General features: G+C 34.6%; 13 protein-coding genes. 10 read left to right on the plus strand and 3 right to left on the minus strand.

Features of this window, described 5'->3' with window-relative positions; all coding sequences use genetic code 11:
- Together VIL26_02270 and VIL26_02275 are read right to left on the minus strand one after the other, a co-directional pair.
- The coding region (locus VIL26_02270; protein ID HEY8389770.1) for a hypothetical protein at positions 1-857 on the minus strand (857 nt) is incomplete at its 3' end.
- Between the two features lie 41 nt (positions 858-898).
- Positions 899-1,957 carry a UDP-N-acetylglucosamine--N-acetylmuramyl-(pentapeptide) pyrophosphoryl-undecaprenol N-acetylglucosamine transferase gene (locus VIL26_02275; GenBank protein HEY8389771.1) on the minus strand — a complete coding sequence of 353 codons (1,059 nt, stop codon included), beginning with the start codon at positions 1,955-1,957 and terminating at the stop codon, positions 899-901.
- 167 nt (positions 1,958-2,124) lie between these two features.
- Between VIL26_02275 and VIL26_02280 the strand changes: the two genes are divergently transcribed.
- The 8 genes from VIL26_02280 (at position 2,125) to VIL26_02315 (ending at position 9,741) form a co-directional block, all read left to right on the plus strand.
- Positions 2,125-2,997 (plus strand): UTP--glucose-1-phosphate uridylyltransferase, encoded by an 873-nt coding sequence (locus VIL26_02280; protein ID HEY8389772.1) that lies wholly within the window; start codon positions 2,125-2,127, stop codon positions 2,995-2,997.
- A gap of 5 nt (positions 2,998-3,002) precedes the next feature.
- The gene (locus tag VIL26_02285; GenBank protein HEY8389773.1) at positions 3,003-3,497 is read left to right on the plus strand and encodes a GNAT family N-acetyltransferase; all 495 of its coding nucleotides are present in this window, start codon (positions 3,003-3,005) and stop codon (positions 3,495-3,497) included.
- Positions 3,498-3,671: 174 nt separating this feature from the next.
- Positions 3,672-4,133, plus strand: a complete 462-nt coding sequence (locus VIL26_02290) for a CtsR family transcriptional regulator (protein HEY8389774.1) — start codon at positions 3,672-3,674, stop codon at positions 4,131-4,133.
- Entirely contained in the window at positions 4,134-4,661 is a 528-nt protein-coding gene (locus tag VIL26_02295) for a UvrB/UvrC motif-containing protein (protein ID HEY8389775.1), read from the plus strand.
- Positions 4,648-5,658, plus strand: coding sequence for a protein arginine kinase (locus VIL26_02300; protein HEY8389776.1), 1,011 nt, complete (start codon positions 4,648-4,650; stop codon positions 5,656-5,658). Before VIL26_02295 ends, VIL26_02300 begins: the two co-directional genes overlap by 14 nt.
- A 48-nt stretch (positions 5,659-5,706) precedes the next feature.
- Positions 5,707-8,160, plus strand: a complete 2,454-nt coding sequence (locus VIL26_02305; GenBank protein HEY8389777.1) for an ATP-dependent Clp protease ATP-binding subunit — start codon at positions 5,707-5,709, stop codon at positions 8,158-8,160.
- Between the two features lie 142 nt (positions 8,161-8,302).
- Positions 8,303-8,833, plus strand: a complete 531-nt coding sequence (gene raiA / locus VIL26_02310) for a ribosome-associated translation inhibitor RaiA (GenBank protein HEY8389778.1) — start codon at positions 8,303-8,305, stop codon at positions 8,831-8,833.
- 119 nt (positions 8,834-8,952) lie between these two features.
- The gene (locus VIL26_02315; GenBank protein HEY8389779.1) at positions 8,953-9,741 is read left to right on the plus strand and encodes a sugar phosphate isomerase/epimerase family protein; all 789 of its coding nucleotides are present in this window, start codon (positions 8,953-8,955) and stop codon (positions 9,739-9,741) included.
- On the opposite strand, the gene VIL26_02320 is transcribed toward VIL26_02315, so the two are convergent.
- Complete coding sequence (locus tag VIL26_02320; protein HEY8389780.1) at positions 9,738-10,235, minus strand: hypothetical protein; 498 nt, start codon at positions 10,233-10,235, stop codon at positions 9,738-9,740. The genes VIL26_02315 and VIL26_02320 overlap by 4 nt on opposite strands.
- A gap of 125 nt (positions 10,236-10,360) precedes the next feature.
- Between VIL26_02320 and VIL26_02325 the strand changes: the two genes are divergently transcribed.
- Both VIL26_02325 and VIL26_02330 read left to right on the plus strand, forming a co-directional pair.
- Complete coding sequence (locus tag VIL26_02325; protein HEY8389781.1) at positions 10,361-11,749, plus strand: glucose-6-phosphate isomerase; 1,389 nt, start codon at positions 10,361-10,363, stop codon at positions 11,747-11,749.
- 93 nt (positions 11,750-11,842) lie between these two features.
- Positions 11,843-12,619, plus strand: coding sequence for a putative ABC transporter permease (locus VIL26_02330; GenBank protein ID HEY8389782.1), 777 nt, complete (start codon positions 11,843-11,845; stop codon positions 12,617-12,619).
- Positions 12,620-12,622 lie beyond the last annotated feature (3 nt).

The raw sequence follows: 12,622 nt of genomic DNA on the forward strand, positions 1-12,622 counted from the left end.
TTTCTGTTTTCATTACTTAATATCAATAGGGCATTATTATTGACGCTGGCAACATCTAAAAGTCTGTAAGCATACAGTTCATTTTGAAAGTTATTATAAACATAATTATCCTTGCTTATATCAATCATAGCAGGATAAGAATAGGTTATGGCTATGGCGTTTACCCATACTTTTAAAAAGTCCGATGAACTTTCAGTACCTATATATGTCAAGTCTGCCGGTCTAAGAATTCTTTCGTAGTGCTTTTTGTTAAGATTATGGTCAAATCGGGTTATAAACAAACTCTTGCAAGAAGTTGCATAATCATAGCTTTGCCCAATTATATAAATGCTCTCTTTCCATTCAATCAAATCAAGTCCGTTTTCATCAATCAATACACTTCCTGTTATGGTATGGTATATTTCATTTGTTTTGGGAATGATTTTGTAAACTGCAACACTTTGAGTGTCAAGCGAGCAGTCTGAAAGGATATAAACACTATTATTTATATTTTTAGCCTTTATAAAAGTGTTTTTAATATTAGAAACTCCAAAAACTAGACTTTTTTTTAATTGACCCTTGCTATCTATTACTGCCAAAAATAATTTTTGACCGCCCGGGGATGAACTGAAATTTCCGTCATTTGAATTAGTTTCACCGATTACATAAATGTAATCATCGCATGTCAATATCTCAACTATATTTTCATCCTTGCTTCCGCCCAAGATTGTTTGAATATCGATTAGGGGTGAGAGAGAGTAAGACGGAGTGCCATAGATTATTATGCTGTTTTTTGGGTTAGCAGACGAACAGGCTACTAAAAAAGCAGCCCAAAAAGAAAAAAATAGGATTACTAACTTTTTATTGAAGATTTTCATATTAGATAAGGGAATTTTATTTTTTTGGGGCTTTTGTATGTTTAAGACTTTATCGAAGAAGTGATTATATCAAGAACTTTTCTTGTTCCGTCTAGATTAGGCATCTTTTGAAGATTGGTTATATATTTTTGTTTATTTTTTTCTAAATTCATAATGCTTTCATACAATCTTTCTGCGTCTAAATCTTCTTGGTAAAGAACTTCGGCAAGACCGTTTTCAAAAAAATATTGTGCATTTTGGATTTGATCGCCTCGTGATTCGGCTTTTGGCAGGGGAATCAGAAGCATAGGCTTTTTTAACGCAGCTAATTCACATATTGCGTTAGAGCCTGAGCGCGTAACCACAAGGTCACTTGCGGCATAGATATCAGGAATATCGGTTCGAAATTCAAACTGATGATAATCAGGGTAGTTGTATCTTGTGTCAATATTGCCTTTGCCTGTTATATGTATAATATCGTATTTTACAAGCAGCCGCCCAAGCGTTTCTCTCAAAACTTCGTTAATTCTTTTCGCCCCCAAAGAACCACCCATGACCAAAATAACTTTTCGGCGTCCGATTTTTAGTTCATCAAAAATCTTTTGCTTATTGCCGCGATATATAGAGCTTCTAAGCGGCGTGCCTGTATGCATTCCTTTTTTGAGTTTTTGAGCCAGAGTTGAAAAAGTACACAATATTTTATTGGCGCGGTTTTGACAGAGCTTATTGGCAAGTCCCATGCTCATATCTGATTCGTGAACAAACACTTTGCAGTCTTTGGGCGCTGCCCAAACCACTGGCACAGACACATAACCCCCTTTAGAAAAAATAACAGCAGGTTTAATGGTATTTAATAATTTTTTAGCTTGAATTACGCCCTGTGTAAGTTTAAATGGTATTGCAAGATTTTTGGGCGATAGAGAACGCCGAAATTTTACGCAAGTTATTTCATGATAAATAACATCAGGGATAACGGACATAATGCCTTTTTCCATTCCGCCTACAGAGCCTATATAATGAATTTCGTCAAAAACTTTTTTGAGCTCTTCTATAAGTGCCACATGGGGCATTATATGCCCGGCAGTTCCGCCTCCGCATAAAACTATTTTTAATTTTTGCATGGTATTATTTTATGCTGCGCAATTGTAATTTATTGGAAATTTTTATACAAAAGCATTTTAAACTGGTTTTGGTCTTGCCAAAAAAATTCGCGTATAGTACAATAATTTTAATTGGTGTTAAGCCGATTTATAAAAATGTATTTATTAATTTATTATGGAGATGGAGAATGATTGAAAAAGGTGTTATTTTGTGCGGAGGATTGGGAACAAGATTTTTGCCCATTACAAAATCAGTGGCAAAAGAAATGTTGCCCATTATTGACCGGCCTGTAGTTGATTACATAGTCGATGAAGCTGTTAATTCAGGTATAAAAGATATTTTAATTATCATAAGCCCTAACAAAGATTGCATAAAAGAATATTATAAAGAAAATAAAGAGCTTACCAAGAAGCTGCTTGATACTGGCAAAAGCGAATATGCCGAGATCGTACAAGCTATTTCCAAAAAAGCCAATATCAGCTTTGAAGTGCAATATGTTCCTAAGGGCAGCGGAGATGCGTTGCTGATCGCGGAAAAGTTTGTTGACAATAAACCGTTTGCATTAATGCTTGGCGATGATGTAATTTATAACGATGAAAATCCAGTAATAGGTCAGCTTGCAAAAGTTTTTGAAAAATATCAAAGGACTGTTTTGGGCGTTCAAAGACGTCAGCCTCCCGAAATTTTGAGATATGGAGTTATTGATGTTTTGTCCCAAAAGGAAGATACGGTATATGAAATGAAGGGCATATTAGAAAAGCCCGCTTTGAAAGACCTTACTAGCGACCTTGCAACATTGGGCAGATATATACTAACTCCTGAGATTTTTGATATTTTAAAAGAAACACCTTTGGGCATAAACAATGAACTTCAGCTTACAGACGGCATTAATTTGCTTGCTAAGCGTGATGGAGCATATGCTTATGTATTTGACGGCAGACGTTATGACATGGGCAATAAGCTGGGCAGTTTGGAAGCTATAACCGAATATGCCCTAAGAGATAAAGAACACGGCGAGGCATATAAACAATATCTTTTGGAACTGGTAAAAAGGATATAGCGAGTATGACAGAATCAAAACTTGAGATTGATTTTTTAAACACAGAAGACAATCTTAAGGTAGAAGAATTTTGGAATTTCTTTGACTGTTATATAGATGAGCTTGCAGATGTAAATAATCCTTTGGATTTAGATTATTTTCATTCTGACGAATATAAACAAACCATTATATCCTTAAGCAAAAGGCAAAAAAACCCTTTATATATAATGGAACTCATTTTTGACGGTAAGCTCTCAGGCTTTTGCTCTTATTGCATTTATCATGATGAAGACGGAAAAGCGTTTTTGCTTGAAATCGGCATAGACAAAGCTTTGAGAGGCAAAGGTCTTGGAAGATGGTTTTATAAACAAGTAGAAAATGATATCAGACAAAAAGGCGGCAAGTTTATTGAACTCACGCCTTATCCGCATGACAGAGAACTGTTTTGGCAAAAGTTCGGCTATTACAATACGCAAAAAAAAGACGAAGACAAAAAATATATTTTTAGATTAGATTTATAAATTTTAAAAAAAGCCCTATTTTAGGGCTTTTTTTTAATCAAATTTTAACAAAAAACCTATTGACAGCCATATATGCCGGTGCTATAATTCAATCAAAGGTCAAAGATAGTCAAACTTATTTGGAAATTTTTATTAAAATAAGTTAACACTAAAAGAAAAAACAGCAAGGAAAAAATGGCAAACATAAGTGATTTGATTGAAGAATTTATAAAGTCATTAATGGGTGAATGCGAATCCATTAATATTTCACGTAATGAGCTTGCCCAGTATTTTGATTGTGCTCCCAGTCAGATTAATTATGTGCTTGCTACTCGTTTTTCTTTTGACCGAGGATTTTTGATTGAAAGCAAGCGTGGTGGAGGCGGATTTATTACGCTTATCAGGGTTTCGCCGTCAGCTAAGGAACTTTTGAAAAGATTAGATGAATATACTTTATCAGAAGGTATAACGTATCAAAAGGCCGTTCAAATACTCAAAATGCTGATAGACGAAAATGTAATCACTAAAAAAGAAGCTGAAATAATCAAGTCAGCTATTACTGACAAAGCGTTAATAGTCCCTACCGACTGCAAAGAAATTTTGCGGTCTAATATTTTAAAATCAATTTTGGCTGGCATATTTAAGGAGGAAAGCTAAATGCTGTGTGAAAACTGCGGCAAAAGAGAAGGAATTCCTAATGTATATATACTTAATGGGATAACCAAAGTTAGATACTTGTGTCCTGAGTGTAATTCTCAGATAATCAAGCAAAAATTAGGAACAGGTTTTGGCACAGGCTTTTTGGATAATTTCGGCGATATATTCGGAGATTTTTCGGATATGTTTGACCAGATTTTTGGAACGGAAAAAACACCATCTTCGGTACCGATACTGAAATGCCCTAGTTGTGGAACAACTAGTGAAGAGTTTTTAAACACAGGCTTTGTTGGATGTTCTCAATGTTACAAAGTGTTTGAATCGTTCATGGGTAATGTCATCAAAAAATGCCAAAAAGACAATGTGCATACAGGCAAAGGGCCTAACGGAATTGCGAAAACTTATGTTACTTTACAACGACTTAATGCTGAATTAAAAAAAGCTGTCAGAGATGAAAGATATGAAGATGCTGCTGTGATCAAAAAAGAAATAGAGCAGTTAAAAGGAGCTCAAATTGATAAAAAGTGACATCAATAATTATGTTGTAAGTTCTAGAATAAGGCTTGCACGTAATCTTAATAAATATCCTTTTCCTAATAAATTAGGTTTTGAAGGCGGAAAGCATGTAATAAAAGAAGTAAGCGAGCCTTTGGTTAAGTATCTAAACGGCAATTTGTTTTTGCTTAAAAATATGAAGCCTCTGGAAATTGAGGCACTTAAGGAAAAACATCTCATATCCAAAGCCTTAGCTCAAAACATCAATACAGGTGCTGTTGTTTTAAACAAAGATTCAACGCTGTCTGTAATGATTAATGAAGAAGATCATGTAAGAATACAGGTTATAAAGAAGTCTTTGGATTTGGAATCAGCGTATGAATTCGCTGACAAGGTGGACGACCTTATAAGCGAAAATGCAGAAATCGCTTTTGATGTGCATTTGGGATACTTATCTAGCTGTCCGACCAATCTTGGTACGGCGATGCGTGCCTCAGTAATGATGTTTTTGCCCGCATTGGCTATAAACCGCACTATCAATAACGTGATCTTTTCTATTTCAAAAGATGCCATAGCACTTAGAGGAGTTTATGGAGAAGGATCGCAGGCTGAAGGATATATGTATCAGCTCAGTAATCAATTTTCTTTGGGCTTGAGCGAAAAAGAAATTATAAATACAGTTAAAAACCAGATTTATAAAATTGCTGAAGCGGAAGAAATCGCACGAGAAACCTTGATGACCAAAAACCGCATAGAATTGACTGATATGATAATGCGTGCTTGGGGAATCTTGACTAATGCGTATAAAATTGATTCGTCAGAGTTTATGCAAAATATATCTTTGGTCAAACTTGGTGCGGCTTTGAACATTTTGAATGTAAAAAATGCTGCAATAGACGAAGTAATAGTCGCATGTAGGCCAGCAAATCTTACATTGAGATGCGGAAAAGACCTAAATGCGGTTGAAAGAGATATTTACAGGGCAGAATTTTTGAGAGATGTCTTGCCTAAAATGACTGTAACCAAATAAAAAACTAATAAAAATAATATTAATTTATACAGATTTAAGAGGTGAAAAATGTTTGTAGGACAATTCAGTGCAACTCAAAGCGCAATGAATGCATTACAAGAAGCCGAAAATCTCGTAAGAGCTACGGGTGGTAATGAAGTCGGCACCGAACATATTTTGTACGGAATAGCCAAAGGTTCTTCATTGGCTGCAAAAGCATTAAATGAATGCGGAGTTACACCAGAAAAAATACTTCAATTTATAAGTACGGAAGATAATCAATTGAGCGCTATAGAGAGTATATTAGGCAGCGGTTTTATGACCCAGCTTCATTATTCCACACGTTCAAAAAATATACTCATGCTTTCTCAGCAAATAGCAAGACAATTTAAAATGCCTGCTGTTAGCAGCGAATTCTTGTTGGTTGCGCTTTTGCAAAGCACAGACAGTATAGCATACAGTATTTTGCAGGAGCTTAATGTAAAACCTCAGGATATTTTGGACAAGTTGGGCAATCTGGGAGTAGGTGGTACCGAAGGTTCTGATATAAGCAAAAATCAAAAAGCTCCTTCAAGCTTGCCTGCGTCATTAAAAGACATTGGTATTGATATGACGGAAAGGGCAAGAGAAAACAAACTCGACCCTGTAATAGGCAGAAAAGAAGAAATTGAAAGAATTATTCAGATTTTGTGCCGAAAAACCAAAAACAACCCTGTTTTGATAGGCGAGCCAGGTGTAGGAAAATCAGCGGTTGTCGAAGGTCTTGCTCAAGCAATAGTAAAGGGTAATGTTCCCGAATTATTAAAGGACAAAATTATCTTTGCTATGGATATAGGTAGCATGCTTGCAGGTACAAAATACCGAGGCGACATGGAAGAAAAGCTAAAAAAGGCGATAGAAACTATTATCAAAAATGGCAATATAATCGTCTTTATTGATGAGCTTCATACTCTTGCAACAGCGGGAGCAGAAAGAGGCGAAGTAAAACCTTCTGATATGCTTAAACCTTATCTTGCAAGAGGCGAATTGCAGACAATAGGTGCAACCACTACGGACGAATACCGCAAGTTTATAGAAAAAGACAAGGCTTTGGAACGCCGTTTCCAACCTGTAATGGTTAATCCGCCATCCGAAGAAGAAACTATTGAGATATTAAAAGGCTTAAGAGATAACTATGAAGCCTTTCACAAGGTTCGTATTACTGATGAGGCGATAACTGCTGCAGTAAAACTATCCGAAAGATATATTATGGACAGATATCTGCCCGATAAAGCAATAGACCTGATTGACGAAGCAGCTAGCCGTGTTAAAGTCAGCGGCAACACCTTGCCTCCTCAACTAAAAGACAAAGAAGAAGAATTAAAGAGATTGGAAGCTGAAAAGGCAGAAGTTTTGAGTAAAGATGAGTTTGAAAAAGCTTCTGTAATCAGAGATAAGATTTATGCGTTGAAAAAAGAAATTGATAATTTGAATTCTGTCTGGAAGAAAAAGAAGATAGAAGACAATGCTCAAATTGACGTAGAAGACATAGCTCAAATTGTTGCCAGCTGGACTAAGATTCCTGTTACCAAGATCAATGAGACCGAAAAAGAAAAGCTTTTGAAGTTGGAAGAAATCTTGCACAAACGTGTAGTTGGTCAAGATGAGGCAATTGAGAGCGTTTCTAAGGCTATCAGACGTGCTAGGGCAGGACTTAAGAATGTTAACAAGCCAATCGGTTCGTTCATATTCTTAGGACCTACAGGTGTAGGAAAGACCGAATTATCCAAGGCGTTGTGTGAAGCTATGTTTGATGATGAAAACTTAATGATCAGACTTGATATGTCAGAATATATGGAAAGCCATAGCGTAAGCAAACTCATTGGTTCGCCTCCTGGATATGTAGGCTATGATGATGGCGGTCAATTGACCGAACAAGTTCGCCGTAAGCCTTATTCTGTAATCTTGTTTGATGAAATAGAAAAGGCTCATCCAGATGTATATAATATGCTGTTGCAGATTTTGGATGACGGCAGACTTACAGATGCGCAAGGCAGAGTAGTCAGCTTCAAAAACACTATAATAATTATGACGTCTAACGTGGGCGTAAGCGCATTAAAAGAAACTCCCAAGGCATTGGGATTCTCTGAAGAATCAACTGTAAGAGATGAAGAAAAGACTAAAGAAATACTGCTGGATGCTTTAAAAAAGAGATTTAAGCCTGAATTTTTGAACAGAATTGATGTGATAACAGTATTTAAGCCTTTGTCTCAAGCGCAGATTAAGATGATCGCAAAGAATATGCTTAACGAAGTCAATAAAAAACTTGCAGAAAAAAATATTTCTGTAACGTTCTCCGAAGATGTCTTGGATATGGTAGCGTCCAAAGGATATGATCCCGAATATGGCGCCAGACCCTTAAGAAGAGTGATTGAGCAGGACATTGAAGATGCGCTTGCAGAAGAAATGTTGATGAATAAAATTCAGGAAAATTCAAAAGTTGTTTGCTCGTTAAAAGACGGAAAAGTTGTTTTTCAATACTAAATAAACAGATATTCAAAAGACGGCTTGTGTGAAATTTTCACAAGCCGTCTTTACAATGCATATTAAAGATGGTAATATAAAATTACAAACTAGTTTTATTAGGCTAGAACAAAGGATAAACAATATTTGCAGGAGGCTGTTTATGAAGTATGAAATTGTATGCAAAAACTACACCACAAGCAAGAAGCTCGAAGAGCTGATTCAAAAAAAGTTTGATAAATTATCAAAGTTTTTTGATTCTGAAACAGTCATTAGAATTAACTTAAAAAAAGAAAAAGACGATTTTGTTTTTGAAGCCACCATCTTTTCAGACCATACCTTTAGAGCTGAAGTAAAAAACAGTGAAGATATGTATTCTAATATAGAGACTGCGCTGGACAAAATTATTAGACAGATAGTTAAACATAAATCAAAATTTGATTCAAAAAGAATGAAAGAATTTACTAAGAGCTTAAATGGTTTAATGCCTGTAGAAGATGATGAGGAAAAACCTGCAAAAATAGTAAAGACCAAAACATATAACCTAAAGCCCATGTCAGTTGAAGAAGCTAAGTTTCAGATGGAATTGCTTGGACATAACTTCTTTGTATTCTTGAATTCAGATAACGATGTTGTAAATGTAATTTACAAACGTGAAGACGGAGATGTAGGCTTGATTGAAGCCGTTGTATAAAAACTTAAGAACATTAATAAAAATGCCGTTAAAGTTGTTTAACGGCATTTTTTAATTCCCAAGAAGATGACACAACCAATATTTTTTATTATAATCTAGATAAAGGATTTTTTCTGATAATGAGAACTGGAATTTCTACCGCATCGTTTTTTAATCTTATATATAATGAAAATGCTTTTGAAAAACTTAAACTATTAGGGTGCGACCTAACTGAAGTTTTTTTTACCACTTATTCCGAATATGAAGAAGATTTTGCCAAAAAAATGGCTGATAATCAAAACGGAATAACCGTTCATTCTGTCCATGCTTTGGGCACGCAATTTGAACCTGAATTATTTAATGTTTCATCTCGTGTAAGGGCGGATGCAGAAAAGATATTTAGAAAAGTTTGCAGGGCTGCGCAGATTTTAAATGCAAAATTTCTTACTTTTCACGGACCATATAGAATGAAGAAAAAGCCGTATAATATAGATTTCAAAAATTTTGGAGCAAGAACTAACGAAATAATTCAAATAGCGCAGGAATACGGACTAAACTTATCTTATGAAAACGTGCATTATGCGTTTTTTAATGAACCGTCTTTTTTTGTTAATCTAAAAGAATATTGTCCGATGCTTTATGGTACTCTGGATATCAAGCAATCTATTCAAGGCGGAATTGATCCCTATGATATTTTGCAAGCGATAGGGGACAGACTTTCAACAATTCATATATGCGATATTAAGAGCAATAACGAAACAGCTGCTATAGGAAAAGGAATTTTTGATTTTGAAAAGTTTATAAATACTCTTAAGTCCAAAAATATATCAGCGCCTGTAATTTTAGAATTGTATTCTAAAGATTATAAGACGCTTGATGAACTAAAAAATAACTTTGAATATATAAAAAGCCTTATAAACTGCGCTTAGTATTTTTTATATTTTTGAATTATATCTTTTGCCCATTGGTCGTCAGGTGATTCGATAATGATATATGGATAGCTTCCTTCTGTATATGGTGCAAGTGTTATTGTGATGTGGCGAGTTTTATCTTTTTGAACCATTATATAAAATACTAAATAATCTACATATCCTTGTTTATATACCAATACTGTTATATCACCCCAGTTCCTTTCATTAATATTGTCGTATTGACTGTTTTTTATATACGGAACACTAATAGTAGGGGTGCGTCCAAATTGATCGGTCAAATAATATTCATTTGTTTCAGGGATGCACACAGTCGCGTCTTTTATGGGTTGGCGAGTATTTATATCTAGGACTGTAACCTTTAGATATGCTTGTTCGGTAGTGATGGAAACAGTTTTGTCTTGATAATATGTTATCAGGATAATTACAGTAATAAGATTGGTTAAAGCACATGCTAGCAGCATTATCGCTATATGTAATCTAAATTTTTTCATAAAAAACGCCTTTTTATTGAAATGTAGACGCTAAATTATATGTAAAAATAAGATGAATAATGATTTGACTAATACTAGTTATAAATGTAAAATTAAAATAAACCAAATTTTTTAAGGAGAAAAAAATGCAACTTAAGTTTGACTTCAATAATATGATGAAGGAAACACTTGGAGAAAAGGAAGGCCTTGATTTCAAACTATTTGAAACACACAAAGATTTGCTTGATTTGGCTTATAGCAAAGTTATGGATAATCGTGGCAAAGGCTGGCAAGAATGGACCAATCTTCCTTTCAATCAGCAAGACGTTGTAAAGGACATTTTAGAAACCGCAAAAAAGTACAAGGATTATGACAATGTTGTTGTATTTGGTATAGGCGGTTCTGCTTTGGGTACTATCGCAGTAGCCAATGCTCTTTTGCATTTGAGACACAATGAACTTGATAAGAGCGTAAGAAAAGCTCCTCGTTTGTATGTAGAAGACAATGTTGATCCCGAAAGAATGCAGGCTTTGTTGGATGTTATTGATGTTGAAAAGACTGTATTCAATGTAATAACCAAGAGCGGTACTACAAGTGAAACCTTGTCTCAATACATGATTATTTATAATGTTTTGAAGGAAAAACTTGGAGACAAAGCAAAAGACAATATACTTATAACCACTACCATAGGCAAAGGCACACTTTATGATATCGCTATAAAAGAAGGATATAAGGTATTCGGCTTAGGACAAGGCGTTGGCGGCAGATTCAGCGTTCTTTCGCCTGTAGGACTTCTTCCTCTAGCATTGGTTGGCATTGACATCAATGCTTTGCTAGAAGGCGCAAGAGAAATGAGTGAAGCATGCTTCTCACCTGAAGTTTTGAAAAACCCTGCACTTTGCACAGCTTTTTTACAATATATGTCCATGAGAAATGGCAAAAATATCTCTGTAATGATGCCTTATGCTGACAGCCTAAAATATATGTCTGATTTTTATTGTCAGATTTGGGGTGAGTCGCTCGGCAAGGCTATTGATAATAATAATAATGTTGTTCATGTTGGACAAACTCCTGCAAAGGCTTTGGGTGTAACTGATCAACACAGCCAGATTCAGTTATATACTGAAGGACCTTTTGATAAGGTTGTTACATTCTTGGCGGTTGAAAAGTATAGAAATACTGTTACTATTAAGCCGGCAGGCGATTATAAAGAAATTGAATTTTTAGAAAACAAAACGCTCAATGAGCTTATTAATTGCGAAAGAAAAGCTACAGAATTTGCCTTGGCAAAATATAAGAGAGCTAACTTTACTATAACTTTACCTGAAGTTAACGCTCATACAGTAGGTGAGTTATTGCAATACTTTATGTACGAGACAGCTTATTGCGGCGCTATGCTTGATATTGATACATATAATCAACCTGGCGTTGAAGAAGGCAAACAGGCAACTTTTGCAATGATGGGCAGAAAGAACTATGAAACAAAACTTGCTGAAATCAATTCTTTAAAAAAGGATGCACGTTATATAATCTAACAGAAGATAAAGAATTTTTTATAAATTTATAAAATACATAGGCGGTTTGATTTTTTACTTGATATCAGATATAATATTTTTTATAAGGTAAATATGTATTTTATTGATTTATTTTTGATGTTTTTGATATTTTCTTTCCTTGGTTGGGCAATAGAAACAATCTATTGCTCATTCCTAGAAAAGAGATTTGTTCATAGAGGATTTCTAAACGGACCTATTTGTCCTATTTATGGATTAGGTGCGTTGTCGGTAGGAATTCCCCTTTCTTATATTAAGATTAATAATCTTGTTTTTAATATTATTTTGGTGTATGTATCAGGTGTTGTTATCTGTTCTATTATAGAATATTTTATTGGTTTCATCTTAGAAAAAGTTTTTAAGATGAAACTATGGGATTATTCCAATTATCCGCTTAATTTGCATGGCAGAATATGGCTGGGATATTCACTAGGTTGGGGTATAATGAGCCTTTTGCTGGTTTATGTGGTTAACCCGTTTACAAAAAGGATATTATCGTATTTACCTCAAAACATAAGAGCTATTGTGGCTATTATCCTCTTTGTTGTTTTTATTACGGATATTTTATTTACAATATTAAATATTCAGGCAATTTCAAAGAAATTGAACGAGCTAAAAGGCTTGTTCGTTAAGCTGCAGCAGAAATTTAGATTTGCAGGTGAACAAGGTTCAGACTTTGCAGAAATTATTGAAACCAAATCTGATGATGAAATAGAAAATTACAAAAAAATATCTCAAAAACTCAGCAAACGTAGAATTATTCGCACCTTTCCAAATTTTACGATCAAGAAGTTTTCAGAGCAATTAAAGCTTATTAAAAACAAAATTAAAATTGATAGAAAAAAGAAATAACAA

Source organism: Clostridia bacterium (genome assembly GCA_036562685.1).
Classification (GTDB): domain Bacteria; phylum Bacillota; class Clostridia; order Christensenellales; family DUVY01; genus DUVY01.

Coding starts and splice junctions, on each gene's coding strand:
- VIL26_02275 (HEY8389771.1), bottom strand. CDS start 1,957: ATGCAAAAATTAAAAATAGTTTTATGCGGAGGCGGAACTGCCGGGCAT.
- VIL26_02280 (HEY8389772.1), top strand. CDS start 2,125: ATGATTGAAAAAGGTGTTATTTTGTGCGGAGGATTGGGAACAAGATTT.
- VIL26_02285 (HEY8389773.1), top strand. CDS start 3,003: ATGACAGAATCAAAACTTGAGATTGATTTTTTAAACACAGAAGACAAT.
- VIL26_02290 (HEY8389774.1), top strand. CDS start 3,672: ATGGCAAACATAAGTGATTTGATTGAAGAATTTATAAAGTCATTAATG.
- VIL26_02295 (HEY8389775.1), top strand. CDS start 4,134: ATGCTGTGTGAAAACTGCGGCAAAAGAGAAGGAATTCCTAATGTATAT.
- VIL26_02305 (HEY8389777.1), top strand. CDS start 5,707: ATGTTTGTAGGACAATTCAGTGCAACTCAAAGCGCAATGAATGCATTA.
- raiA (HEY8389778.1), top strand. CDS start 8,303: ATGAAGTATGAAATTGTATGCAAAAACTACACCACAAGCAAGAAGCTC.
- VIL26_02315 (HEY8389779.1), top strand. CDS start 8,953: ATGAGAACTGGAATTTCTACCGCATCGTTTTTTAATCTTATATATAAT.
- VIL26_02320 (HEY8389780.1), bottom strand. CDS start 10,235: ATGAAAAAATTTAGATTACATATAGCGATAATGCTGCTAGCATGTGCT.
- VIL26_02325 (HEY8389781.1), top strand. CDS start 10,361: ATGCAACTTAAGTTTGACTTCAATAATATGATGAAGGAAACACTTGGA.
- VIL26_02330 (HEY8389782.1), top strand. CDS start 11,843: ATGTATTTTATTGATTTATTTTTGATGTTTTTGATATTTTCTTTCCTT.